The sequence below is a fragment of the Candidatus Poriferisocius sp. genome, from assembly GCF_965208355.1.
Lineage (GTDB): Bacteria > Actinomycetota > Acidimicrobiia > Acidimicrobiales > Bin134 > Poriferisocius.
In genome coordinates this window covers 3,328,972-3,353,873 of record NZ_CBDBOM010000003.1, presented here as the reverse complement: position 1 = coordinate 3,353,873, position 24,902 = coordinate 3,328,972, and the positions used below count along the sequence as shown (strand labels likewise).

At 66.4% G+C, this 24,902-nt stretch carries 20 protein-coding genes; 14 read left to right on the top strand and 6 right to left on the bottom strand.

The genetic code is table 11. The annotated features are described in order from the left end of the window. Positions 1-51: 51 nt before the first annotated feature. Together ACOGXH_RS16825 and ACOGXH_RS16820 are read left to right on the top strand one after the other, a co-directional pair. Positions 52-1,320 (top strand): sulfotransferase family protein, encoded by a 1,269-nt coding sequence (locus ACOGXH_RS16825; RefSeq protein ID WP_419930242.1) that lies wholly within the window; start codon positions 52-54, stop codon positions 1,318-1,320. Further along, on the top strand, positions 1,313-1,993 hold the full coding sequence (locus ACOGXH_RS16820; protein WP_419930241.1) for a PaaI family thioesterase: 681 nt from the start codon (positions 1,313-1,315) through the stop codon (positions 1,991-1,993). The genes ACOGXH_RS16825 and ACOGXH_RS16820 overlap by 8 nt, the downstream gene beginning before the upstream one ends. 41 nt (positions 1,994-2,034) lie before the next feature. Here ACOGXH_RS16820 and ACOGXH_RS16815 read toward each other — a convergent pair whose 3' ends face one another. Genes ACOGXH_RS16815 through ACOGXH_RS16795 form a run of 5 tightly spaced genes read right to left on the bottom strand, consistent with a single transcriptional unit; the run spans position 2,035 to position 8,442 of the window. Beyond that, the gene (locus ACOGXH_RS16815; RefSeq protein WP_419930240.1) at positions 2,035-3,156 is read right to left on the bottom strand and encodes an alcohol dehydrogenase family protein; all 1,122 of its coding nucleotides are present in this window, start codon (positions 3,154-3,156) and stop codon (positions 2,035-2,037) included. Then, positions 3,153-4,418 (bottom strand): Coenzyme F420 hydrogenase/dehydrogenase, beta subunit C-terminal domain, encoded by a 1,266-nt coding sequence (locus ACOGXH_RS16810; RefSeq protein WP_419930239.1) that lies wholly within the window; start codon positions 4,416-4,418, stop codon positions 3,153-3,155. The genes ACOGXH_RS16815 and ACOGXH_RS16810 overlap by 4 nt, the downstream gene beginning before the upstream one ends. After that, the gene (locus tag ACOGXH_RS16805; protein WP_419930238.1) at positions 4,415-5,164 is read right to left on the bottom strand and encodes a sulfotransferase family protein; all 750 of its coding nucleotides are present in this window, start codon (positions 5,162-5,164) and stop codon (positions 4,415-4,417) included. Before ACOGXH_RS16805 ends, ACOGXH_RS16810 begins: the two co-directional genes overlap by 4 nt. Further along, positions 5,161-5,985: a hypothetical protein gene (locus ACOGXH_RS16800; protein ID WP_419930237.1), complete on the bottom strand. Its 825-nt coding sequence runs from the start codon at positions 5,983-5,985 to the stop codon at positions 5,161-5,163. The genes ACOGXH_RS16805 and ACOGXH_RS16800 overlap by 4 nt, the downstream gene beginning before the upstream one ends. Before the next feature lie 6 nt (positions 5,986-5,991). Then, positions 5,992-8,442, bottom strand: a complete 2,451-nt coding sequence (locus tag ACOGXH_RS16795; protein ID WP_419930236.1) for an FAD-dependent oxidoreductase — start codon at positions 8,440-8,442, stop codon at positions 5,992-5,994. Between the two features lie 50 nt (positions 8,443-8,492). On the opposite strand from ACOGXH_RS16795, the gene hisC reads away from it, so the two are divergent. The 10 genes from hisC to ACOGXH_RS16745 all read left to right on the top strand — a co-directional run bounded on the left by hisC (position 8,493) and on the right by ACOGXH_RS16745 (position 21,741). Next, positions 8,493-9,605: a histidinol-phosphate transaminase gene (hisC, locus tag ACOGXH_RS16790; RefSeq protein WP_419930235.1), complete on the top strand. Its 1,113-nt coding sequence runs from the start codon at positions 8,493-8,495 to the stop codon at positions 9,603-9,605. A gap of 19 nt (positions 9,606-9,624) precedes the next feature. Beyond that, positions 9,625-10,686, top strand: a complete 1,062-nt coding sequence (locus ACOGXH_RS16785; RefSeq protein ID WP_419930234.1) for an aromatic ring-hydroxylating oxygenase subunit alpha — start codon at positions 9,625-9,627, stop codon at positions 10,684-10,686. After that, a complete protein-coding gene (locus ACOGXH_RS16780) occupies positions 10,676-12,097 on the top strand; it encodes an MmgE/PrpD family protein (protein WP_419930233.1) in 1,422 nt (473 codons plus the stop codon). The genes ACOGXH_RS16785 and ACOGXH_RS16780 overlap by 11 nt, the downstream gene beginning before the upstream one ends. A 27-nt stretch (positions 12,098-12,124) precedes the next feature. Then, on the top strand, positions 12,125-13,474 hold the full coding sequence (locus tag ACOGXH_RS16775) for an aromatic ring-hydroxylating oxygenase subunit alpha (RefSeq protein WP_419930232.1): 1,350 nt from the start codon (positions 12,125-12,127) through the stop codon (positions 13,472-13,474). Next, positions 13,471-14,553 (top strand): phosphotransferase family protein, encoded by a 1,083-nt coding sequence (locus ACOGXH_RS16770; RefSeq protein WP_419930231.1) that lies wholly within the window; start codon positions 13,471-13,473, stop codon positions 14,551-14,553. The genes ACOGXH_RS16775 and ACOGXH_RS16770 overlap by 4 nt, the downstream gene beginning before the upstream one ends. A 116-nt stretch (positions 14,554-14,669) precedes the next feature. Further along, entirely contained in the window at positions 14,670-16,382 is a 1,713-nt protein-coding gene (locus tag ACOGXH_RS16765; RefSeq protein ID WP_419930230.1) for a hypothetical protein, read from the top strand. 34 nt (positions 16,383-16,416) lie between these two features. Beyond that, a complete protein-coding gene (locus tag ACOGXH_RS16760) occupies positions 16,417-17,769 on the top strand; it encodes an amidohydrolase family protein (protein WP_419930229.1) in 1,353 nt (450 codons plus the stop codon). An 85-nt stretch (positions 17,770-17,854) separates the two neighbouring features. Beyond that, the gene (locus ACOGXH_RS16755; RefSeq protein ID WP_419930228.1) at positions 17,855-19,030 is read left to right on the top strand and encodes a TauD/TfdA family dioxygenase; all 1,176 of its coding nucleotides are present in this window, start codon (positions 17,855-17,857) and stop codon (positions 19,028-19,030) included. Beyond that, entirely contained in the window at positions 19,027-19,914 is an 888-nt protein-coding gene (locus tag ACOGXH_RS16750) for a 3-keto-5-aminohexanoate cleavage protein (RefSeq protein ID WP_419930227.1), read from the top strand. Before ACOGXH_RS16755 ends, ACOGXH_RS16750 begins: the two co-directional genes overlap by 4 nt. 153 nt (positions 19,915-20,067) lie before the next feature. Beyond that, on the top strand, positions 20,068-21,741 hold the full coding sequence (locus ACOGXH_RS16745; protein ID WP_419930226.1) for an N-acyl-D-amino-acid deacylase family protein: 1,674 nt from the start codon (positions 20,068-20,070) through the stop codon (positions 21,739-21,741). A gap of 32 nt (positions 21,742-21,773) precedes the next feature. On the opposite strand, the gene ACOGXH_RS16740 is transcribed toward ACOGXH_RS16745, so the two are convergent. Then, on the bottom strand, positions 21,774-22,331 hold the full coding sequence (locus ACOGXH_RS16740; protein WP_419930225.1) for an orotate phosphoribosyltransferase: 558 nt from the start codon (positions 22,329-22,331) through the stop codon (positions 21,774-21,776). Positions 22,332-22,489: 158 nt separating this feature from the next. On the opposite strand from ACOGXH_RS16740, the gene ACOGXH_RS16735 reads away from it, so the two are divergent. Together ACOGXH_RS16735 and ACOGXH_RS16730 are read left to right on the top strand one after the other, a co-directional pair. After that, complete coding sequence (locus ACOGXH_RS16735; RefSeq protein WP_419930224.1) at positions 22,490-23,401, top strand: hypothetical protein; 912 nt, start codon at positions 22,490-22,492, stop codon at positions 23,399-23,401. A 176-nt stretch (positions 23,402-23,577) separates the two neighbouring features. Continuing rightward, on the top strand, positions 23,578-24,882 hold the full coding sequence (locus tag ACOGXH_RS16730) for a cytochrome P450 (protein WP_419930223.1): 1,305 nt from the start codon (positions 23,578-23,580) through the stop codon (positions 24,880-24,882). Positions 24,883-24,902: the final 20 nt, after the last annotated feature.

Here is a 24,902-nt window from a genome sequence, read left to right as displayed (position 1 = left end):
GCGTACTGTTCTAGGCAGTGCGAGCTTGCTTCAGCCTTCAGTGCGGCGGCCATGAGCTGGACCCCTGATCCCCGGCCCGAATGGGTTGCCGCCGTCAACCGGGGCGATGCCGGGCCGGTGGTCGACGAAGCCCGTCGCCCGTTCGACCCCGAGTTGCTGATGGCGGAGGCCCTGGTCCGCCAAGGCCGGGCCCCCGACGACCGGGCTGTCTTGGGCGACGACGACTTCATCGAGCCGCTCACCCTGTTCTGCCGCGGGCTGGAAGACGAGGCCGACCTCACCGTCATGGGCCGGTGGATGTCGCGGCGGATGATCCTGCGGCTTTTGGAAGTCCGCATCCAGATCAGCGACTACCTGGCCGCCGATCCCGGCACCCTCGACGAGCCCATCGACCAGCCCATCTTCGTCATCGGCGCCCCCCGCACCGGCACCACCGTTATGCACGGCTTGTTGGCCCAAGACCCCGCCCATCGGGCCCCCGAAGGCTGGGAGCTCCTGCGCCCGGTGCCCCCGCCCCATCCCGATCCCGACATCCGAGCCGCCGACCCCCGCATCGCCCTCGCTGGCGCCGAGCTCGTCATGCCCCAAACGGTGGCCAGCGGGATGCTGGCCATCCACGAGTACTCCGGGCGCATGTACAAGGAGTGCCTGTCGGCCATGTCGTTCGAGTTCCGGTCTGAGGAGATGGTCAGCCGCACCGACGTGCCTAGCTACCAGGCTTGGTACGACAGCGCCGATCTGCGCCCCGCCTACCGCACCTATCGCAAGGTGCTCCAGGTTTTGCAGCGGCGCATGCCCACCCGACGCTGGGTGCTCAAGTCGCCCGCCCATCTCCAGGGCCTGCCCGCGCTGCTGGATGTGTTCGACGATGCCCGCTTCGTGATCACCCACCGCGACCCCACCGCCATCCTGCCCTCGGTCACCAGCCTCATCGCCACCATGCGCTGGGCCCATTCCGACCTGGTCGACTTTGCCGCTATCGGCCGGTACCACCTGGAGCTCTACAGCCGTAGCCTCGACAACCTCATCGACTTGATCGATTCTGGGCGCCTGCCCCCCGAGCGCACCGCTCAGGTTCCCCACAAGCTGGTGAGCACCGAGAAGATGGCCGCAGTCCAGTCGGTCTATGAGCAACTCGACATGGAGCTTTCCCCTGAGGCAGAAGCCGCCATGGCCGCCTACGTGGCCGAGACCCCTCCGGGCAAGCACGGCGATCACCGCTATGAGTTCGAAGACCTAGGGCTCACTCGAGCCGAGGTGCGGGCCCGCTTCACCCGCTACATCGAGCGATTCGACATCCCGGTAGTAAGCGATGACTGACCAAGAGCACCCCGAGACGGCGTCGGCTTACCGGCTGGCCGAGTTGCTCGGCGATTTGCCCCACCCCGACGATTTCGGGCCTGAGGCCTACGAGCTGGTGGAGCGCACCCGCGACCTGGTGGCCGCGGTGTCGGCCAACGATGCCGACCCCGCTACCCGGGCCGAGATCGCTGCCGCCCTGGCCGACATCACCGAACGACTTCGGGCCGCCGCCCGCGACCCCCACATCGTGGTGGCCAAAGACCACGATGGCACCATCTACAACCTGACCCAAGCCGGATCAGGCCTGCTCAACCCCCACGCCCCCCGGCTCATATTCGACCCGGTTACCCCGCCAGACCCCGGCGCTGAACCAAGACCGGTAGAGATGCGGGCCACCGTCACCCTTACCGAGGCCCACTCCGGCCCGCCCCACCGGGCTCACGGCGGCGTGGTGGCCACCATCCTGGACGAGGCCCTTGGCACCGCCGCCACCCGAGCCGGCGCCACCGGCCTAACCGCCGGCATCAACATCCGCTACAAGACCGGCGTCCCCCTCCACACTCCCCTCGAAGTCACTTGCCGCTACTCCCACACCGAAGGCCGCAAGCACATCGCCACCGGCGAGATAAGAGCTGGCGACACCATCTGTGCCACCGCCGAAGCCATCTTCATTACCGAGCCCCGCTCGTAACTCCGGAAGTCTCCCCACCGGGCCTTCCGTCTGCCGCTGCCTCAGTGCAGGGAAATCACTAGTGCGCCGATGTGTTCTTTGCGCTCGAAATCGGCCTGGGCGGCGTGGATATCCTCCAGGGCATAGACCCCGGCGACTACCGGTTGGACCTCACCCAGCTCGATGTAGCCAACCAGATCGGCAAACACCTGGGGAGGAAACACCGTGGCACCGTACAACTCCAGGTCGTTGAGGTACAGGGTGCGCAAATCGAGTTGCACCAGCGGTCCGGCGATGGCCCCGGAGGTGGCGTAGCGCCCGCCCCGGCGGAGCGCGTCGAGGCAGTCGGCGAAGTGGTCGCCGCCCACCACGTCGGCCACCACGTCGAATGGCCCCCCGTTGGCCGTCACCGCGGCCTCCAGCGGCGCCGGGTCGTCGCGGGCCACCACCGCGTCGGCGCCCAAGTTGCTGAGCCCCTCGAGTTTGGCCCGTCCGGCGATGGCCACCACCCGGGCCCCCCGCCGCTTGGCCAGTTGAATGAGGGCGCTGCCCACACCCCCCGATGCTCCGGTGACTGCCACCGATTGGCCCGGCTCCAGTTCCACCCGCTGCAACATGTGCTCGGCGGTCGACCACGAGCAGGCGAAGCTGGCCAGCTCCACGTCGCCCAACGGGGTGTCGATGGGGTGGGCGTTGATCGCAGGCACGGCGCAGTACTCGGCGAACCCGCCGTCGTGCTCGCTGCCCAGATAGCCAGCCAGCTCCCGGCGCTCAGGGTGGCGGGAATCTCGGATCCAAGGGTCCACCACCACCCGGCGACCGACCAGCGCCTGGTCCGCACCGGCGCCGACGGCCACAATCCGCCCGCTCACATCAGCCCCCTGGATGCGGGGAAAGGCCAGCGCCCCACGGCCCCAAGTGCTGTCGTTGGGCCGGGCCTCCTCGAACCCGCTTCCGTCGGTGGCGCCGGTCACCGAGCGGCTGTACCAGCCCACCCGGGTGTTGATGTCGGTGTTGTTGATGCCGCAGGCCGCCACCTCGATCAACGCCTCGCCCGCACCGGGCCGAGGCACGGGAACATCGCTGCGCAACTCGATCATCTCGGGGCCGCCGTTGCCCACCAGAACCGCCGCCCGCATGGTCCCGGGAATCCAAGAATCGCCTGCCGCACCCTGGCCGCTCATGAGCCCGCCGCCCTCATCCGATCGGCCGCCCCCTGTCGCTGGCTTGCGGCCCGCTCCGGCGCCAAGCGGCGACCCAGTTCGTCGATCCGCAGCCCGCGGGTGGCGATGGGGGGCACTCCGGCATCGGCCATGCCCTGGTAGCGGGCGGCAAGGGCCTCCTTCTTTCGCACCTGGTGGGGCTGCATGTTGTCGAGTTCCCTCGGGCCGATGGCATCTCCCAGCACTATCCGGCCATCAGCAGCCGCCCGGCTCAACAGCGACTCGCCGACCGCACTTCGGGCGATGACGCCGCTGAAGCCCTCGTCCTCGCCAGTGGGCGCCCCTCCGGGCCACACGTCGGCCACCGCCACGTCGGCGGCCTCCCCCAGGGCATCGGGGCACAGCTTGCAACGGGTTTCCAGATCCCAGGTGCCCTCGTCCTCCCACAACTCCAGGTAGCCGACCTCGAACGTCTGGCCGTCTCGGGTCTCCACCCGGGTGGGGCCGGGATTGCCGTGGCCCCGATAGCGAATGAGCGTCACATCCGACTCGGCCACCCCCAATTGGTCCAACAGCCGCTGCGTTTTCGACAAGCGCGATTGGCCGCCGCACACCATGGCCAGCCGGGCCACTACCAGCTTGTCGATGCGGGGGTCGGCCTCAGCCCGCCGATGCAGCGCAGCAAGATCGCAGGGCTTGGCGATCACTGCGAACGGTTCACCCCGGTCTAGCGCCACGCCCAATCCGGCCAAGGGCGCAGTCGGCCCGTACCGGGACCCGGCGTTGGCCAGCACTTCTTCGGGGGTGGTGCTGATCACCCAGCGGCTTCGCAGGGGCTGGGAGGGATCGGGACCAACATGCAGGACAGACGCGGCCTCCCCGGAGGCCAGCAGGTGCTGTCCCAACGCGGTGAGCACACCGGCGGTGGCTGCGGTGAAACGCACGCCGGCATCGGATGCCCACGCGTAGCGCATGGTGCCGCATCGTCCCCATACCGGATCGAGCGGCAGGCTCATATCGGCCCGGGACTCAGCGGTCACCCCCGGACAGGCGTCGAGGATGGCCCGCTCCTCCTCGGCGGTGAAACCGTCCACCGGCGCCGGGCGCAGCGAACCGGTCGGCGTCGCAGCCATGCTCACCCGTCCGCCGGTGACCGCCTCGCAGAGCCCGCAGCCCACGCACAGGTCGCGGGCCACCACCTCGGCCACGCTGGCCAGCCGGTTTCGGCGTCCGGCCCGGGTGGGGTCGTCGGTGGGAGTCGCGGTTTCGCTCTGGCCGGTCATGGAACCTGAAGGCGGTGGGCGAAGAGGTGGTCGTAGTGGGGTCGGGTGATCTCGTAGGCCTCTTGCACCCGCGGGGGAGCGACGGTGATGTCGATATAGGTCCGAGGCTGGGGCTCCAGGCCTTTTGAGTTGCGAAGGTTCTCGTGAAAGGAGCCGCCGTCCCACCAGCTCACCTCGTCGCGGGCCCCGGCCTCCCACCGCAGCGCTTCCTCGATGAACTTGATGCCCATCGCCCGACACCAGGCCTCCACCACGCCAGGCGGGTCTTCCAGCAGATCGTCGCTGTCGATGACCGGTGGCGGCGTGCCCGTTCTGGCAGCCAGATGGTCGAACAAAGCCCGCTGTTCAGCGAAGCCGGTTTCTTTGATGTGGAAGTCGGGCCAGTGCTTGTACATGGAGGTAAGGGTCTTGGCCGGGTCCCGGATGATGAAGCTGTGGATGAAGTGGTCGAAGAAATCGTCGCCCCATAGAGCATCCAGATAGTGGGGGAAGTCCTTGATGAAAACCGGGCCATCAGCGGCCGCCGACCTCAGAGTGGCCCAAGCCGACTGATACGTGAGGCCCGGGGTTCGCAAGCTGTCGGGCTGAAGGCGGGGCCAATCCGGCGACTCGCCCTGATACCACACCTCTCCGAATGGCTCGTGGAAGCAGGTCATGTCGCCCCGCACCCGCATCATCCACTCGAATGCGGTGGATGTCGACCGGGGAACAGCCCAAAGCGCAAAGATCCGTCGACCGCCGGTCATGTCGGGCTCCGTTCCCCCAGCATGGCCAGCAGCGAGCCGTGGCCCGGTGCGGCCGACAGACCCAGCTCCGACAGCATGGCCCAGTACAGAGCTACGTCCGATGCCACCAACGGAGTGCCGGTGCGCTCTTCGACGGCATCGGCCACCTGGAGCATTCGGAATCCGGCCCCGGTTTGGACAATGGCGTCGGCGTCGGGAGCCTGGCGGTGGGCGTCCACCGCGGCGGCCGTCATCAGATGGTCGGGATAGTCCCACAGGGTGTCGGCCTCTATGGCCAGCTTCTCGTCGTGGTCGGCCACCAGTCCCTGGTCGATCAGGTCGCCGGCCCAAATGATCTTGAAGCCCGCCGCTTCCAGATAGCGGTTGATGCCCGCCGACCAATCGGGGCGGAAATAGCCATTGGCCACGGTGATGGTGGTGGCCCCGATGGCCCGCAGCGCCTCCACCAGGCATTGCCCGGCCATGAGAAACCGCACGCCGGTCTCGTCAAACAGCTGTCGGCAGAACTCGACAATCTCCTCTGGTCCGGTTGTGCCCGAGCAGTGCACCCAATTTGTGCCCACCTGCCCGATCACCTGGCAGTGCGACTGGGCCAGACACGCGGCAGCCTCGCTCAGCAGCTCGAAGTTGGCGGCCCGCTCGTCGAGTCCCCACTCATAGTCGGGGATGTGGAGCACCCGTTGGAGCACTCCCGTGCCTGGCGGGGCCACTTGCAGAAACTGCTGGGGGCTGTCGTCGAAGTACCGGGGCGTGGTCACGAACCCGGCGTAGGCCTGGTAGCGGCGGCGGGCGGTGTGGGGGGTGGACACAGCTCTCTCCATCCTGGACTACATGCGCAATCGGGCGCTGGTGGGATCGTAGACCGGCTCGCTCAGCACTCGGGCCGGGCGAAACTCGCCCACCACTCGCACCTGCAACTCAGTGCCGGCCTCGGCGTGCTCGGGGGCCAGATAGGCAAAGCCCAAGCCGTGCCCCACGGTGTGGCCGTAGGCGCCCGTGGTGACCAGCCCCACCGGCTCACCGTTGGCGTATACCCCGTCGCTGCCGTGGACATCGGCGTCGTCAGTGTCGATGGCCAAATATGCCAGCTTCCATCGATAGGGGTGGCGCCCCGACTGGGCCCGCTCCCGCCGGGCGGCCAGAGCGTCCCGGCCCACGAACGGCCCCTTGTCAACCTTCACGAAGCGGTAAAGGCCGGCCTCGTCGGGGCCGACGTCGTGGGTGAGGTCGCGGCTCACCATGTACTGCTTCTCCATACGCAGCGAGTCGAGCGCATGATTGCCCACATTGGCCACGCCGAGGTCTTGTCCCGCCTCCCACAACCCGTCGTACAGCACGCCGAGATCGGCCACCGGGGCGTGCAGCTCCCAGCCTAACTCGCCCACAAAGCCCACCCGAAGGGCCCGCACATCCACTCCGGCCACAGTGATGCTCTGGGCGCTAAGCCAGCGGAATGCCTCATTGCCCAGGTCGGCGTCGGTACACCGGGCCAGCAGCTGCCGGGCCCGGGGCCCCGCCACGGCCAGAACGCCGAAGTCCTCAGAACGCACCCTCAGCTCGGCTCGGGCGCCAGCTGGCCAGTGGGTCTCGAAGTACTCCCGATCCTTCTGCTCTCCTACGGCCGCCGACACCAGATAGAAGTGGTCGTCGCCCAGCCGGGTGATGGTGGCCTCGCCCTCGAGGCGCCCGGTGGGGGTGAGGAAATAGCTGAGGGCAATCCGCCCCGGCGACGGCAGCTTGTTGGTCGTGAGCTGGTCCAGCACCGCGGCGGCGTCGGGGCCGATGAGGTCGAATTTGGCGAAGGCGGTGCTGTCCAGAATGCCAACCCGCTCCCGCACCGCCCGGCACTCCTGGGCGGCCACCGGGAACCAGTCGGTGTGGCGAAACGCCACCACGTCCTGTTGGGCCAGCCCGGCCGCTCCGGGAAACCACTTGGGCCGCTCCCACCCGTACACCTGGGTGAACACCGCCCCCTTGTCGGAAAACCGCTGGTGCAGCGAGTTCACCCGATAGGGACGCAGCTCGGGACGCTCCAGCCCCGGCACCGGCGTCTGATGGCGATACTCGTAGTCTTCGGCGCCCTTGATTCGCCCATAGCGGGGCGCGTCGTCGGGCGGCACGAACCCGAAGCGGCGGGCGTCGTAGCCGCGGACGCTCACCTCGGTCTCGCCATGCACCATCCACCGGGCCAGTTCCCGCCCCAGTCCGGGTCCGTCGGCGATTCCCACCTGTACCCCTGCCATCATCCAGAAGTTGGGTATGCCCGAGGGGCCTAGCAGGGGCTCGCCGTCGGGGGTGTGCGCGATGGCCCCTCGAATGGCCCGCTTGATGCCCAAGGGCTCCAGCACCGGGACCCGCTCGAATGCCCGGGCCAGCCAGAAACCGATGCGGTCGTAGTCGGCGGGGAAGAGGGGGTTTTCCAGCGACCAGTCGGGTCCGTCAGGCCAAGCGGTCTCGGTATCTCGCTGTTCGTAGATGCCGATGAGCCCCGCCATCTGCTCTTGGCGCACATAGCCCGACACATAGTCATCGCGCACCACGGGCAGCTCGTGTTCAAGGTCGGCAAACTCGGGCACCGCGTCGGTAACCAGATAAGTGTGCAGGGCGTTGGCCATGGGCACCGACAGGCCCACCATTCCGGCTACTCGGTGGGCGTAGCAGCCCGCGGCATTGACCACGTGCTCGGCCCGGACGGTTCCCTGCTCGGTGATCACCTCGAACGTCCCGTCGGCCCGTCGGCTGATGTCGATCACCCGATTGCGGCGGCTGATCTGCGCTCCTCGGCGGCGGGCCACCGCCACCATCGCGTTCACCGCCCCGGTGGGATCGACGTGCCCGTCGTCGGGCGTCCACACTGCGCCGATCACCGACTCCACGTCGTAGAACGGATGGCGCTTGGCCATGAAGTCGCGATCCACCCACTCCATGTGGTTGCCCACGTACTCGGCTACTCCCAACTGGCCCTTGAGCCAGTCAACCTCGATGGGCTCGTAGGCAACCCGGAAGCTCCCGCTGCGATGCCACGACGGGGCGGTGCCGCTCTCAGCCTCGAGCGACCCATAGAGCTCACAGCCGTATTTGCGGAGGTAGGCCAGGGTATAGCTGGAAACCGAGTGCGTTATCTGGCCGGCGGCGTGCCATGTGGAGCCCGAGGTCAGCTCGCCCTTCTCCACCAACAAGGTGTCGGTCCAGCCCTCGTGGGCCAAGTGGTACAGCAGGCTGGCGCCGCATATCCCACCGCCCACAATCACCACCTGGGCTGAGTCAGGCACCGCCATTGGGCAGAATTGTAGAGTCTCGATACTTCAAGTACTCCAAGAGAGGCCCCATGTTTCACGCCCATCCCGGCCTGAAAAATCCCGAGTACTACGTGCCCGGATTGGCGAGCGAGTATGTGGCCCAGCGCTACGGCATCGCCCCGGGCGACATCGCCAAGCTGGGCTCAGCAGAGAACCCCTACGGCGTTTCCCCCAAGGCAAAGACTGCCGTCGCCGACGCCCTCGACCGTCTCCACCTCTATCCGCCGTGGACCGCCGAGCCCCTGCGGGACAAGATCGCCGACACCTACGGCTATCAGCCCGAACAGGTGGTGTGCGGCGCGGGGGAGACCGAGATCATTTCGCTGCTCATCCGGGCATTCTGCGAGCCCGGCGGCAAGATCTTGATGCCGGGCCCCTGCTTTCCCATCTACCACCTCTTCGCCGAGGCGGAGGGACGCATCCCGATCTTGGCCCACGAAGCCACCCATCGGCCCGCCATGGCGCTGGACCCCGAGGCCTACGCCGCAGCCATCGACCACGACACCCGAATCGTGTTCATCACCAATCCGCACAGCCCATCGGGCACTTGGCTGGAGGAAGCCGACGTGCGCCGTGTCATCGAAGCCGCCCCCCAGGCGCTGGTGGTGCTGGACGAGGCCTACGTCCACTACTCCGACACCCCCGGCTACATCCACCTGGCCCGGGAGTACGAGCACCTCATTGTGTTGCGCACCTTCTCGAAGGCCTACGGGCTGGCCGGGCTGCGGATCGGCTTTGGCGTGGCGGCCCGGCCGATCATCGACGCCCTCTTGGCCGTCAAACCCACCTGGAACATGGGCCAGCTCCAGATCGCCGCCGGCGTCGCCGCCCTCGACGACAACGAGCACGTGGCCCGCACCGTGTCCACCATCGTTGAGGCCCGCCACCACGTTCAAGGGCGATTCGGGGAGTTGGACCGGTTCCGCATGGTGCCCGGCAGCCGCTCCAATTTCTTCTTGGTGGAGATTCTCGACCCCGACACCGACTCCACCGAGGTGTTCAACGGCCTGCTCGAGCGGGGGGTGATTGTGAAAGACGGCGCGGTGTCTTGGCGGGGCCTCGACGACCGCTTCCTGCGCTGCGACGTGAACTTCACCGAGCGCATGGACCGCCTGGTTGACGCGCTGGCCGATATGGGCTGAGATAGCTGAGGTGACGAGGGTGGGTTCTCGACACAATGGCCTAAGTGGTCGCTACTACACCGACCCGGATGTGTTCGCCCATGAACTCGACCACATCTTTGCCCGCACCTGGCAGCTCGTTGGCCACGTCTCGCAAGTGGCCTCGCCGGGGCAGGTGTTCACCGCTCCGGTGGGCGACGAGAGCGTGCTGGTGGTCAACCACGATGGGGCAGTACGAGGCTTGTACAACGTGTGTCAGCACCGAGGCCATCGGCTGGTAGCAAGCGATTTCGCCGAGCTGTCGGCCATCACCTGTCCTTATCACGCCTGGACCTACGACCTCGGCGGGCGGCTCCTCACCGCCCGGGGCGAAAACGTGGGCGAGCTGTGCGTGCCCCCGGTGCGCCTCGACACCATGGCCGGATTCCTGTTCGCCAACCTCGATCCTGATGCGATTCCGCTCGAAGACACCGTTCCCGGTATCGAGTCTGAGCTGTTGGCTATAGCCCCTGATGCCGGCCAGCGGGTGCTGTCGTCCCGGCGCACCCAGCTGATCAACGCCAACTGGAAGATAGCGGTGGAGAACTACAACGAGTGCTACCACTGCCCCAACGTCCACAAGAGCTTCACCACCAATACGGTCAATCCTGGGAGCTATCGCATCACCCTCCGAGGATCTACCATCCACCACACCGCGCAGGGGCCACCCCCAAAACCCTCCGGCTCCACCGGCCATGGCGAGGTGGGCGAGTATGGCGCCTTCTATACCTGGCCGGTGTCCTCCATCCAGTGCTATCCCGGCCGGGAGCTCAACACGTTCCGCTGGGTGCCCCTAGCCGTCGACCAGACCATGCTCATCCGAGAATGGTGGCTCGACCGGGCCGACCTCACCCCCGAACAGCAGGAGGTGATCGAATTGGACTGGACCACCACCGTGGTGGAGGACTTGAGCATTATGGAGTCGGTGCAGAAGGGGGCGGCCAGCCGCGGCTACCGGCCCGGCCCCTTGATCGTGAATCCCAGCGGGGTGGCCGACGTCCACTCCGAGAACACCGTCGCCCATCTCCAACGGCTGCTGCTGGACGCGCTGGATGGCCCCTGACAACCAATCGCCTTCCCGCCGTTTGGCCGACGACCTAGCCGGACTGTCAGGCAAGGTCGAGGATCGTCTACTGCACCGGGCCGCCGATGCCCTGGTCGACACCGTGGGGTGCATCATTCAGGGAGCGGGCCAGCCTTGGTCGCAGGCGGCCATTGATCATGCGCTGGCCACCGGGGGTCATGGAACGGCCACTGTGATCGGCGTCGCCCACGGCCCCGGTTCGCCCACAACACCGGCCATGGCCGCCTTCGCCAACGGCTGTTCGGCCCATGGGTTCGAACTCGACGATGTGCATGAAGAGGCCATCAGCCATCCGGGCGCGGTGGTGGTGCCCGCCGCCTTGGCCCTGGCCGAAGACCGGGGGGCGACGAACCTCGATCTGCTCGAAGCCATCCTGATCGGCTACGAGGCCATGGGCCGAGCTGGTATCGCCGTTGGTCCGTCGGCCCACATGCTGGCCGGGTTCCACCCGACCTCGATGTCGGGGGTGTTCGGCTCGGCTGCGGCCGCGGGACGCCTGCTGGGATTCGACGGTCAAACCATGAACCATGCCTTCGGTATCGCCGTCTCGCTGGCCTCGGGCACCATGGAGTTCGCCTCCTCCGGGGGGATGGCCAAGCGGATCCATGCCGGGCGAGCAGCCGAGGCCGGGCTCCTAGCCGCCTCCCTCGCCTCCCGGGGAGTTGAGGGCGCCGACGACGGGCTAGCCGGGCGCTACGGCTTCTGTCGGGTGTTCGGCGTCGAACCCGAGCTCGATCGGCTGACCGACGGGTTGGGCAATCGCTGGATGATCGACGAGATCACGGTCAAGCCCTATGCGGCGTGCAGCGACATCCACCCGCTGATTCAGGCCACCGCCGAGCTTCAGGCCGAGCACGGCTTCGACCCAGCCCAGATCATCCGGATCGAAGCCGACTGTCCCACCAAGGCGGCCACCCAGAACAGCATGGACGGCACTACATCGGTCATGGCCGCGCAGTACTCCGCGCCCTTCAACATTGCGGCAGCCCTCCTGACCGACCCCCGCGACCCGGCCACTTATCAGCCGGAGCAGATTGCACACCCCGCGCTGGCCGAGCTTCAGGCCAAGGTGGCTCCACTCCAGCCCGCACCGGAGTTCGACCGCACCTACGCCTGGAAGATGGGGGGCAGAGTGCGGGTGGTCACCGCCGGTGGGGAGGTGTTTGAGCGGACCGTTCACGGACAGAAGGGCTCCATGCACGACCCTCTGAGCCGACCGGAGCTCGATGCCAAGTTCGAACGCCTGGTGGACGGCTTGGCACCCGTGGGCACCGCCGACGCCCTTCGACAAGCTCTGCTCGATCGCCGTCATACCGCCGCCGGGCTGTTGAGCCGGAACGGCGGCGGGCCGACCAACACCGGGGGATCGCCGTTCGGGCAAGCTTCTTGACGCCTGCCGTGTGCCACGATTGTCCCCATGGTCGACATCGCCACAACGGACGAGGCCGAGATCCTTGGCACCGCCGTCACCGCCTCGGGCCTCGCCGCCGAAGCCCCGGTGAAGATCCCCGTCCAGCGCTACCTCTCCTCCGAATTCGCCGAACTGGAATACGAGCGCATGTGGCCCAAGGTGTGGCACGTGGCCTGCACCGTCGACCACATCGCCAACCCCGGCGACTGGTTCGAACACCGCCTCGGCAAGTACTCGATCATCCTGGTTCGGGGCGAAGACAGCGTGCTCCGGGGCTTCCAAAACGTCTGCCGCCACCGGGGCAACTCCATCTGCCAGGGCTCAGGCACCGGGATCACCGAGCTGCGCTGCCCCTACCACCGCTGGGCCTGGGACCTCACCGGCCGGCTCCGGGAGATTCCCTCCCGCCGGGGCTTCGGCCCCATCAGCAACGACGATCTCCCCCTGGTACCGGTTCAGGTGGACACTTGGGCTCGGCTGGTGTTCGTCAACCTCGACCTCGACGCCGAGCCTCTGGCCGACTGGCTGGAGGGCATCCCCGACGACATCGCCTGGGCCAACCTCGACGAGTTCCGGGGCACCTACTCCACCGCCACCCCGGTGAACTGCAACTGGAAGGTGGTTAACGAGGGCTTCTCGGAGACCTACCACGTGCAGGGGCTGCACCGGGAGATGCTGGCCAGCATCAACGACGTCAACTCTCCCCAGCGCATCTGGGATCGCCACGGCGTGTCCTACCAGCCCTACGGCGTGCCCAGCCCTCGCTTGGGCCGCACCGTCGACGATCAGACGGTGTGGGAGTCGTTCGTGGTCACCCAAGGCGGCCGCATGGGGCCGGAGTACGGCGAGCGCGGCAGTCCCGTACCCGAGGTGCCCGACGGCCAGACCCTCCAAGACGTGATCGCCCAGAAGATCAGGGACCATCAGGCCACCGTGGGCGTCGACCTGTCGGGCTACGACACCGCTCAGATCACCCATCTCAGCCAGTACAACCTCTTCCCGAACACCACTGTGCTGATCAGCGCCGACATCTTCACCGTGTTGACGGCCCGGCCCGGCCCCACCCCCGACGAGGGCGAACTGGCCACCATCCACCTCAGCCGCATGCCGTCGGCCGACGCCCCCGCCTCCTCGCCGGTGCATGTCACCGTGCCCATGGACCAGGCCGATTTCGGGTTCGTGCTCAACCAGGATTTCAGCGTCATCCGCACCATGCAGAAGGGCCTCCACCAGCCCGGATTCACCCACGTGTGGCTCTCGGGAGAGGAGTGCCGCATCATCAACATGCACCGCCAGCTTGAGCGCTACCTGGGCCTCGAGCCCGGCGGCTGGGTGCCCGCCGACCAGGCCCGGTGAGCCTGCCCGAACATCCCGAGGCCATCACCCCCGACTGGCTCACCGAGAACCTGGCCGAGCGCTATCCCGACACGGTGGTCACCGCCGTGGAGGTGCGGGCCATCCACGCCGGCACCAACGCCAACGCCCGCCTTGGCCTCACCTACCAGGGCGACACCGACTTGCCCCCCACCATGTTCGCCAAGCTCCCGCCGCTCGATCCCGACCGCCGGGCCCAGATCAACCAAACCGGAATGGGTCGTCGGGAAGCGTTGTTCTACCAGCGCCTGGCCCATCTGGTGCCCATGCAAACGCTCACCACCTACGTGGCCGCCTTCGACCCCGACTCCGGTGCATTCGTGCTGCTGCTGGAAGATCTGGACAACTCAGCCAAGTCGCTGCCCGACTACAGCACAGGGGTTCCGGTGGCCTACGCCGCCGAGGCCATGGACCACTTCGCCGAGCTCCACGCCCGGTACGAGGATCCCGAGCGCCGGGCCGCCGAGGCCGACTGGGTGCCGCTGGCCAACAAGGGCAGCGACTACGGAGCCCGGCTGCTGCGCTACGGGCTCGACAACCACCGCGACAAGCTCACCGATGCCTTTGCCGAGATCGCCGAGCTCTACATCGACCACACCGCCGAGCTCCACCAAGCGTGGGCCGCAGGCCCCATCGGCGGGCCCGCCACCGTGCTCCAGGGCGACGGCCACATCGGCAACCTGTTCGTGACCGAGGCTGGCGGGCCGGGCTTTCTGGATTGGGGCCTCATCAACGTGGGCGCCCCCCTGCGCGACGTGAGCTATTTCCTCAACATGTCCATGGCCCCCGCAGACCGCCTCGCCCACGACCAGGCCCTGATCCAGCGCTACCTCGATTCCCGCATCGCCCACGGCGCCCAGCCCATCACTTTCGACGAAGCCTGGCTGGCCCACCGCATCCACGCCGCCTACACCGTCCCCGCCAGCTGCCAAGTGGTCACCTTCCCCGAAGACGCCTCCCCTGGCCGCCAGGCCTTTGCCGCTGCCTTCCTGGCCCGCTGCGAAGCCGCCCTCGCCGATCTCAACCCCCGCCCCGCCCTCCGCGACACCCTCGGCCTCTAACCGCCGATAAGCCACACGCTTCCGTCCTCAGGTTTGTTATTTGATAAATGAGCCTCATCCCATGAGGCCTGCTGAGATCAGGCCGGAGATTGATCGAAGGGCGGTAGGTTCAAGGGGTGGCTGTTTGGTGGCGTATAGCGGTGCTGGCAGCAACCGCGACGTTGCTGGCGACGGGAGGGGCAACAGCGTTCTCTAGCACCGAGGAATCGCTGGCCCAGGTCGACACCTACGCCATGGCGTCTCATTCCGAAGTCCTGACCGCGTCCGACGGATTTATCGGCGACGGGTTCGGGATCGCCGTAGATGTGGATGGCGATGTAATGGTGGTGGGCGCATTTGGGGCGGCCTATGTGTTCTCCCGATCTGACGGCCAATGGGTCGAGACGGCCAAGCTCTCCGTTCTAAGCGCACCCCCTGATCGGGAAACTTTCAGAAGAGTCGATGATTCCTCTGGTTACCAGAAGGTCGCAGGCCAGGAAGTGCTAATTGACGACTCGGACAACGTGTTCGGCGGATTCGGCCGGTCGGTGGCTCTTGACGGCGGAGTGATCGTGGTGGGGGCCTACGAGGCGGCCTATATCTACACCTCAGTTGAGGGCGAATGGGTGGGGACGGCCAAGCTCGTCGGGACTGATGATCTGAGTGGGTTGGGCGTCAGTACTGACGGCTCCCGCACGATTGCGAGATGGTCATCTTCGGGGTTTCTGAGCGGCGGGTTCGGCCATTCGGTGGCGGTTGACGGCGATGTAATTGTCGTCGGTGCAAATGGCGCTGTGGGACATGGCGAATTCGAGACGGGATTCCCCCGATCCACAGCAGAGTACGTGGAATCTGTCCATGTGTTTGCTCGCTCCAATGGCAAATGGCAGCTGACCGCCAAGATGATCAATCCAGGAGGCGAACAGTTGCGCAGCGTTGTCCAGGATGTGGCGGCAAATGGTGATGTGATCGCTGTGGGCAGCCACGAAGCGGTCTATGTGTATGAGTCCTCTAGTGATGGCTGGGTGGATTCCGCCACGTTGGTGCCGTCTGACCACAGCTTCAGCCCCGGATTTGGCGCGGCACTGTCGGTGGGCGAAGACGCGATTGCCGTCGCCTCTACCAGTGGAGTGCATGTATTCGAGCGTTTGGGCAGAGAATGGCGGGAACAGCTTCTGGTATCCGGCTCCAGTTCCGGCTATGGCCAATTCGGTTGGGATGTAGCCGTTGAAGGGAAGCTGATTGTGGCAGCTCCCCTGCAAGAACAATTCGGGCCAGCGACAAGTCCGATTGCATTCGAGATGTTTGACCGGCCGAGCGAAGGCTGGCGATTTACCTACAAGGCTGCTTTAGATGGCTCGGATTGGAAGCCGCAGGCCATCGCTCTAGATGGAGAGGTGCTGGTCGTAGGGGCTCATATGTCCTCGTACCAACGAGAAGCAGACGGTGTGACGCGCTTCAGGCACCATGACCCCGGAGCGGTCTACGTCTTCGATGTGGAGCTTCTTCCTCCCGTCGGCAACGGTGACGCAGCGACGCCAACCCCGGCGGTCACGCCGACTGCGGCACCAACGGTTACCGCGGTGCCGACTCTGACTGCGACGCCAACCCCGGCGGTCACGCCGACTGCGGCGCCAACGGTTACCGCGGTGGCGACGCCGACGCCGACCCCGACCGAGGCTGTTGCTGCTTCACCAGTGTTGGTTGACGACAACGATTCGTCCGATGGAGGCACAGATGCTGCCTGGGTCGGGGTGTTCATCGCCCTGTTGGCCCTATTGGTTCTGGCCGTCGCCCTCTTCGTCATCCTTCGGAAACCAGACGACGACGCCGGGCGCTACAACACCTGACGAGCCCCTTTTGCCGTCCCGTACCATGGCGGCTATGGCTCTGGCCCAGACACAGCCACACGTCGAGTTGCCGTTTCTCATCAACGATGCCGACAACCACTTTGTGGAGCCCCGCGATCTGTATGTGAACTACGTCGACCCCAAGTGGCGGCACAAGGCGGTCACCTTCGAGGCCGATGACCAGGGCCGCTGGGTGGGGGTGTTCGGGGGGCGGCCGTCACGGCTCAACCAAGCGGTAGCCCTGGTGGCTTCCGACGACGAGGCCGCGGCTGAGGTGGCTGCCCGGGCGGTGCCCACTGCGGGCGACCAGAACCAGATGAAGGCCGGCCAATCCAACATCCACTCCCCGGGGATGACGCTGTCCCGGCTCAATCCTTATCGCAACCTCACCATGGACGAGCGCATCGAGCTGATCGCCTACTTCCGCGACCAGGAGGAATCGTGGGGCAATCGCGATCTTCGCTTGGCCCTTATGGACAGCCAGGGCATTGGCGCCGCCCTCATGTTCCCCAATCAGGTGCTGTCGCTGGAGTACGAGTTTGCCAACGACGTCGACGGCATCTACGCCAACACCCGGGCCTACAACCGCTGGATAAACGAGGAGATCGGCTGGGGCTACCTCGATCGCCTATTCCTGCCCGCCTATGTGTCGCTGGCCGATCCCGACGAGGCCGTCGCCGAAGTCGAACTGGTGCTCAACCAGGGTGCCACCATCATTCAGATAATCAGCGGCCATGCCCACGGCGGCCGCCACAACCCGAGGGGCGGCCGCTCCATGGCCGACCCGGTGTACGACGGATTCTGGGCCCGTATCAACGAGGCTGAGGCCCGGGTGGTAACCCACCTGGGAGCCACCGATTACCAGAAGAACGGGGCCGACTGGAGCGAGGATCCCGAAGACGGACTGGGCGAATTCGACGCCCTTCAATGGGTGCTCTACTGGGGCGATCGCCCCGCCATGGAGACGGTGGCCGCCATGGTGCTGCACAACCTGTTCGGCCGATTCCCCAACATCAAGGTGTGCCTGTCTGAGCAGGGCACAGTGTGGCTGCCCTACATCCTCCGCAAGATGGATCACGCCTTTCTCATGGGCCGGGGGGCCAAGTGGGGGCCGAAGCTCGACCGCCGCCCCAGCGACATCTTCCGCGACCATTTCATCGTGGCCCCCTTCCCCGAGGAGAACGTGGCCCGGGTGGTGGAGGCAGTGGGCATCGAGCCCATCGTGTTCGGCTCCGACTTCCCCCACAGCGAGGGGCTGCCCTTTCCCGCCCTCTACGCCACCACCCAGCTCAAAGCCATGAGCGACGCCGACATCAAAACCATCATGTGCGACAACCTGGCCCGGTTCCTCAACATCGAACCGGGGCCTGTTGCCGCAGGGAGCTAGGCGCTAAGCCACTTCCATCAGGCGGGACTTGTTGCCGCTCATCAGCGCATACCAGCAATCGTGTTGCTGGTATACGCTGATGGTGATGGCGGGACCGCTCACGCCTGACTTCTACCGTTACGAGTGGCATCCGCTTAGCGGCGTTCGTCTCGACGGCGAGTTCGTAGTGGCCGCGTGGGCCGACGGTGCCGAGTTGCGCTGCTACCGGTGGTGGCTGGCCGAACAGCGCGAATTCGAGCCCTCCTCTCGAGAAGGCCTGCTCGATCCCGGTGAATTGGGCGACCACTGGCAGGTGGCCGAGGCCTGGGCGGAGGCCGACGGGGCGTTAGCGGTGCGGTGGGCCCACGACAACGTGGTCTCTCGCTATCACCCCGGCTGGCTTCGCCACGTCGCCGACGGCCAGTTCCGGCCCCAGAGCTTCCTTCCCGATCCCATCCCGTGGGACTCCACGGTGTTGTCCGAACCGGTCACCTACCACGGGCCGACGGTGCTGTCCGACCCCGAGACGTTCCGGCAGTGGCTCAACGACTTGGCGGCCTACGGGTTGACCCGGTTGAGGTCGCTTTCGCTCGATTCCAGCCTGTTGGAATCATTGGCCCGGCGGGTCGGGGTGCTGCGCGACTCCCATTTCGGCCCGGTGTGGGACATCGAGGCTGTCCCCGATCCCACCTCCACCGCCTACATGAGCATCGGCCTCGGTCCCCACACTGACTTACCCTCGTTGGAGACGCCGCCGGGCTTCCAGTTCTTCCACTGCATCGAGAACTCCTGCGTTGGCGGAGCCAGCCAGATGAGCGACGGCCTGGCCATTGCCCGCCACATCGAAGAGCACGACCCTGAGGCCTACGAGGCCCTCACCACGCTGCCGTGGGTGTTCCATGGGCGGGGCGCCGAGGTCGACTGGCGCTGGTCGGGGCCGCTGATCGATCTGGGCGTGGCCGGTACACCCCTCACTTTGCGCACGTTCTACCCGGTGCGGACCTACCCCGACATGGCCCCCGAAGACGTTCCCCGGGCCTACCGGGCGGCCCACAGGCTGGCCCAGCTATCTCGCGATCCCCGATTTCTAATCACCTACAAGCTGGAGCCCGGTGATGTTGCGGTGTTCGACAACCGGCGGGTGCAGCACGCCCGGGAGCCGTTCGAAACCGCCACCGGTCGCCGCCTTTTCCGGGGCTGCTACGTCAACAGCGACGACATCTATTGCAAGCTCCGGGTTCTAAACCGCCGAGCGCAAGAAAGCGAGCTAGCCCCCGCATGACCGGAGTCTTCATCACCTGTGCCATCACCGGCAGTGGCGACACCACGTCCAAGTCCGACCTGGTGCCCATCACTCCCCAGCAGATCGCCGATGCGGCCATCGACGCCGCCGATGCCGGAGCGGCCATCGTCCACATCCACGTCCGCAATCCCGAGACCGGTGAGCCGGCCCGCGACGTGGAGCTGTACGCCGAGGTGGTGGAGCGGATCCGGGCGTCCAACACCGACGCGGTGCTCAACCTCACCTCCGGCATGGGCGGCGATCTCACCCTCGGCTCCGCCGAGGAGCCCCTGCCCCCCGCCGACGAGGGCACCGACATGGCCGGGGCTACCGAGCGGCTGGCCCATGTGAGGGAGCTGATGCCCGAGATCACCACCCTCGACTGCGGCACCATGAACTTCGGTGAGGGCGACTACATCATGGTCAACAGCCCGTCGGTGCTCTACGAGATGGCCCGCCAGGTGCAAAAGCTGGGCGTGCGCCCCGAGATCGAGATCTTCGACACCGGCCACCTCTGGCTGGCCAAGCACCTGGTGGACGAGGGGCTCATCGACGATCCGGTCATGGTGCAGCTGTGCATGGGCATCCCCTGGGGCGCCCCCGACGACCTCAACACGTTCATGGCCATGGTCAACAACCTGCCCGACGACTGGATCTTCTCGGCCTTCTCTTTGGGCCGCGGCCAGCTTCCCTACGTCGGCCTGGCCGCCATAGCCGGGGGCAACGTGCGGGTCGGCCTGGAAGACAACATCTATCTCAGCCGAGGCCAGCTCGCCACCAACGCCGACCTAGTAGCCCGAGCCGTAACCATCCTCGAAGCCATGAACTACCAAGTCCTCGGCCCCGAAGCCGTAAGAGACAAGCTGCACCTCACGAAACACTGACCCCCCTTATCTCCAACAAGAGTGGGGGGCTCCCGCGATAGGCGTGGTGGGGGGTGGCGCCGGTGGCGGACCTGGCCGCTCCGACGGCCAGGCCGCTTCCGGTGACAGGACCCGCCACCACGCCGAGGGATCGTTGTGGCATACATTGGACACGTGAACGCCGACCTAGCCATACGCGGCGGCACCGTCATAGACGGCACCGGCAATCCAGGCCGCCGCGCCGACGTAGGCATCTCCAGCGGCCGCATTACCCAAATCGACGAAACCGTCAAAGCCCCCACCGAAATCGACGCTACCGGCCGCCTCGTCTGCCCCGGCTTCATCGACTGCCACACCCACTACGACCCCCAAGTGCTGTGGGACCCCTGGCTGTCGTCGTCGTGCTGGCACGGGGTTACCTCGGTGGTGGCCGGCAGCTGCGGCTACAGCATTGCCCCCACCAAGGCCGCCGACCGAGCCTCGCTCATCCGCACCCTCGACAAGGTGGAGGACATGCGGGTGGCCACCCTGGAAGCCGGAGTCAACTGGGACTTCGAGACCTACGGTGAATATCTCGATGTGATCCAGCAACGGGGATTGGCCGTGAACTTCGGCGGCTATGTGGGCCACACCGCGGTGCGGCTCTACGTCATGGGCCAAGACGCCTACGAGCGGGAGGCCACCCCCGAGGAAATAAACCAGATGAAGGCTGCGGTGGCCGAGGCCATCCAAGGCGGCGCCCTGGGGTTCTCCACCGATCGGGCCGGATTCCATTTGGGCGACGGAGGCCGCCCGGTGCCGTCCATTGCCGCCTCCCAGGAGGAGACCGAGGCCCTCATCGGGGTAACCGCCGAGATCGGCCGGGGCGTGGTCCATGTGGCGCCGGGGGAGAACTACCGCTGGGTATACGACTTCCAGCCCAAGCTGGGCCGCCGGATCAACTGGTCGTCCATCCTCACCTACCCGGCGGCGGCCTCTTCCAGGGCCGACTACCGCACCAAGCTGGCCGACCACCTAGCTGGTCGGGCCGCTGGGGCCGACGTGTGGGTGCAGGTCACCTGTCGTCCCATCACCCAGCACGTCACCATGATCGAACCCACCTCCTTCTACACCATGGGCTCATTCAAGGAGCTGGTGGCTCTGGCCCACGAAGACCGCCACACCCTGTACGCCGATCCTGATTGGCGGTCCCGGGTGCAAGCCGACCTCGACGCCAACGGCCTGCTGGCCTCACGGTGGGACACCCTGGCCATCGTGGAGTCGTCCAACCAGCCCGAGCTGGTGGGCAACACCGTCGGGGGAGTGGCCGCTGAGCGGAGCTGTTCGCCGTGGGACGCTATGTGCGATGTCGCTTTAGCCGACGGTCTGCTGACCCGCTTCGAGATCACCTTCGCCAATGACGAGGTTGACGGCGTGACCTCCCTGATGCAGGCCGAGGGGGCGGTCATGGGTCTGTCCGACGCCGGCGCCCATGTCGGCCAGATCTGCGATGCGGTCATGCCCACCGACTTCCTGTCCCGCTGGGTGCGCGACCGCCAGGTCATGAGTCCCGCGGCCGGCATCCACAAGCTCACCGGCGAGCTGGCCGAGATGCTCGGCTTGGCCCCCGACCGGGGCTACCTGCGCCCCGGTGCAGTGGCCGACATCACCGTGGTCGACTGGGACAGCCTCGACGTCGGCCCCATCCGCCGGGTCCACGACATGCCCGCCAATGGCGAGCGCCTCATCGCCGACACCCCCAGCGGCGTTGACCACATCCTCGTGGCCGGCACTCCCACCCGCCTCGACGGCAAGTCACTGTTAGATCAGCTCGAATCCCTCCCCGCCACCACCCTGCGCTCAGCCTGAACGGCCCGTGGGGCTGGGCCCCGACAGTTGACCTAGCTCGGCGGCACCACCGGTTCGATGCCAAGATCGGTGTAGGTGAGGGCGGGAAAGTAGGGCAAGCCCAGGGCTTCGAAGCGGCGACGGGCGGTATCGCCCCGGTCGATCACTGTGGCCACGGCCACCACCTCGGCCCCGGTGTCGCGTATCACCTCGTAGGCCTTTTCTGTTGAGCCGCCGGTTGTGGTGGCGTCCTCCAGCAGCAGCACCCGGTGGCCCGGCCCGAGGGGAGTGCCTTCGATCTGCTGTTTCGTCCCCCGCTTCTTCGGCTCCTTTCGAACCGAAAACCACTGACCGTCGGTCTCGGCGGCGATGCCCACCGCCAGCGAGTCGGCTCCCATAGTCATCCCTCCGACCGCATCGAATTCGATGCCGGCCTGCTGTACCTGCTGAACAATCGCCCGGCAGGCCACCTGAAGGTCGGCCCATCGACAGAGGGCCACCTTGACGTCAACGAAATCGCTGGACATAGCCCCGCTGGCCAGCTCAATCGGCTGGTCCAGCTTTCGCAAACCCTGCCGCTTGATGATGTCGATGAGCGCCTCGTCAGCCACGTTCCCAGCCTAGTAGTCGCCGGTGATGCGGCTAGTCAGCTTGAGATAAATGGAAATGAAAGGGAAATAAACAGATTTCCACAAGCGATCCCCAGCGCAGACCCGCTACGGTCGGCGCAAACTTCCCCTCTACTGCTGATGAACGAGGGGAGGAGCCCGTGTCTGCTCCACCTGTTTCCTGCGCCTGGGCTCCCTGGTGGTCCCCAGAGCAACTCCGCGACTTCCTCAACCACGTGGAGAGCGTCGTGCACGCCCGATTCGGCGAGCACACCGTCGACGAGGTCGATGGCACCGTGACCGTCGAGGACATGGACTGTGTGCTGGGTCTGTCCAACCTGGCCCAGACCTGCCGGGCGGCCGATCCCGAGGATTGGCGGCTCATCATCTACAGCCACGTTGCCCGTCTCGACGATTTTGCGCCCGACATCCTGGCCGAGCGCCTGGGCGACTACGAGCAACTCCAGCCTGATCTGCGGGTCAGAGTGGTCGGCGCTCACCATCTGAGCCAGATCGACGCAGTGAGCGATCCTCTGCCGCTGGGCCTGTCTGCCTGCCTATCGGTGGATCTGGACGGCGCCGCCTGCCCAGTGGACCGTAGCTACTTCAGCGAATGGGGCGTGGAGCAGGGCGAGGTGATGGCGGCGGCGCTGGCCAACACCCTGATGGACGAGCCGCTGTCCCCATTGGAGGGCGACGCTGTGCCCGGACAATTCCGGATTCTCACCGGCGACACCCTGTTCGTTACCGGACACCTTCTCGACTTTGCCCGCACCGTGCCTGACGTCGGCGACATGGGCGCGGTGGTGACCGTGCCCGCAGCCCACACCATCATGGTCTGCCCTGTGGAGCTCGACGAGCAGTTCGTGGACGACTCGGCCACCATGCTGGCCGCCAGCTATATCCGCTATCTGGCCGGCCCCAACTCGGTTAGCCCCAACGCCTTGTGGTGGCGTCCCGGCCACCCGCTAGAGGGTTTCGCCCGCCTCGACAACCAAGCCTTCGAACTCGTAGCCCCCGACCCCCTCCGCTCCCAACTCTGGAACAACCTCCAAACCAAGAGAGACGAGTGAGGGATGTTCTGGGGTAGGTGTGCGGGGGGTGGCGCCGTAGGCGGACTTGGCCGCTCCGACGGGCAAGCCGCCGTAGGTGACAGGACCCGACGCACTCCGGTTGCTGGTAGCACTTGCGGCAAAAGCAAGCTGCTCTGACAATATGTCTCTGCAATCGAACTGCGGGGGAACAGCACATGACAATTACCGATACCACCAAGGCAACATCCCTCAACGAGATCGACATTCACTCCACCGATCTGTACCGCGACAACGGCTACCCATGGGCCGCATGGGACCTGCTGAGGGCCGAAGCCCCGGTGCACTGGTACGAGCGCCCCGACATCGAGCCCTTCTGGGCCATCACCCGCCATGAGGACATCCACTGGGTGTCGTCCAACGACAAGCTGTTCATCAACGGCGGTCCCCGCCTTCGCCTCGCCTCCATCGAAGACGACAAGGGCATGTGGGAGCGCCGGGAACGGCGACTCACCGAACTGGGCTGGGACCTCGACGAGCCCATGGACATGGTGTTTTTGGACCGGCCCCGCCACACCCGGTTCCGACTGCTCACCGCGCGCCGCTTCACCCCCCGGGCTATGCGGGAGCACGAGGAGCACCTGGCCCAGTACGCCACCCGGTTCACCGGCGAGTTCGTGGAGGTCCTAGAGCGCGATGGCGAGGCCGATTTGGTGCTCGACTACGCGGTCAAGCTGCCCCTGGCCACCATCTGCGATCTCATGGGCCTCGACGTCGAGGACTGGTCGAAGGTCCACAAGTACACCGAGATGGGGTTCAACGACGAGGAGCACATGCGGTGGGCTGAGCCGGGCGAGACCTACGACGAGCTGAGGTTCCGGATGGGCAAGCAGTTCAGCGCCTATATCGGGTCGATCATCGAAGACTGCCAGGCCGAGCCCCGTGACGATCTCACCGGAGCGGTGATCCAAGGCGAGGTCGACGGCTGCCCCCTAAACATCCAGCAGCTCACCGGCTACATCACCCTGCTGCTGGGCGCCGGCAACGAGACCACCCGCAACGCCACCACCTCGGGCGTGACCGCCCTGCTCCAGAACCCCGACCAGATCGACCGCCTCCTGGCCGATGAGTCGCTGATCGAGCCTTCAGTGGAGGAGATCTTGCGGTGGACCTCCCCGGTCGTCCAGTTCGCCCGTACCGCCACCGCCGACGTGGAGCGCCACGGCCAAATCATCAGGGAAGGCGACACCGTGGGGGTGTTCTACCCGTCGGCCAACCGGGACGATGCGGTGTTCGACGATCCCTACCGATTCGACGTGGGCCGCAACCCCAACCACCACATGGCCTTCGGCCACGGCGTCCACTTCTGTCTGGGCGCCAATCTGGCCCGCTGGGAGCTGCGGGCCATGCTCAAGGCCATCCTGCCCTTACTGCCCCGCCTAGAGCTGGTCGACGAGCCCGAGCGCCACGGCCACCTCCACCTCGGAGCCGTCAAGCACCAGCGTGTCCGCCTGGTGGCGTAGCGCCCTGTCGCTGGGAATCA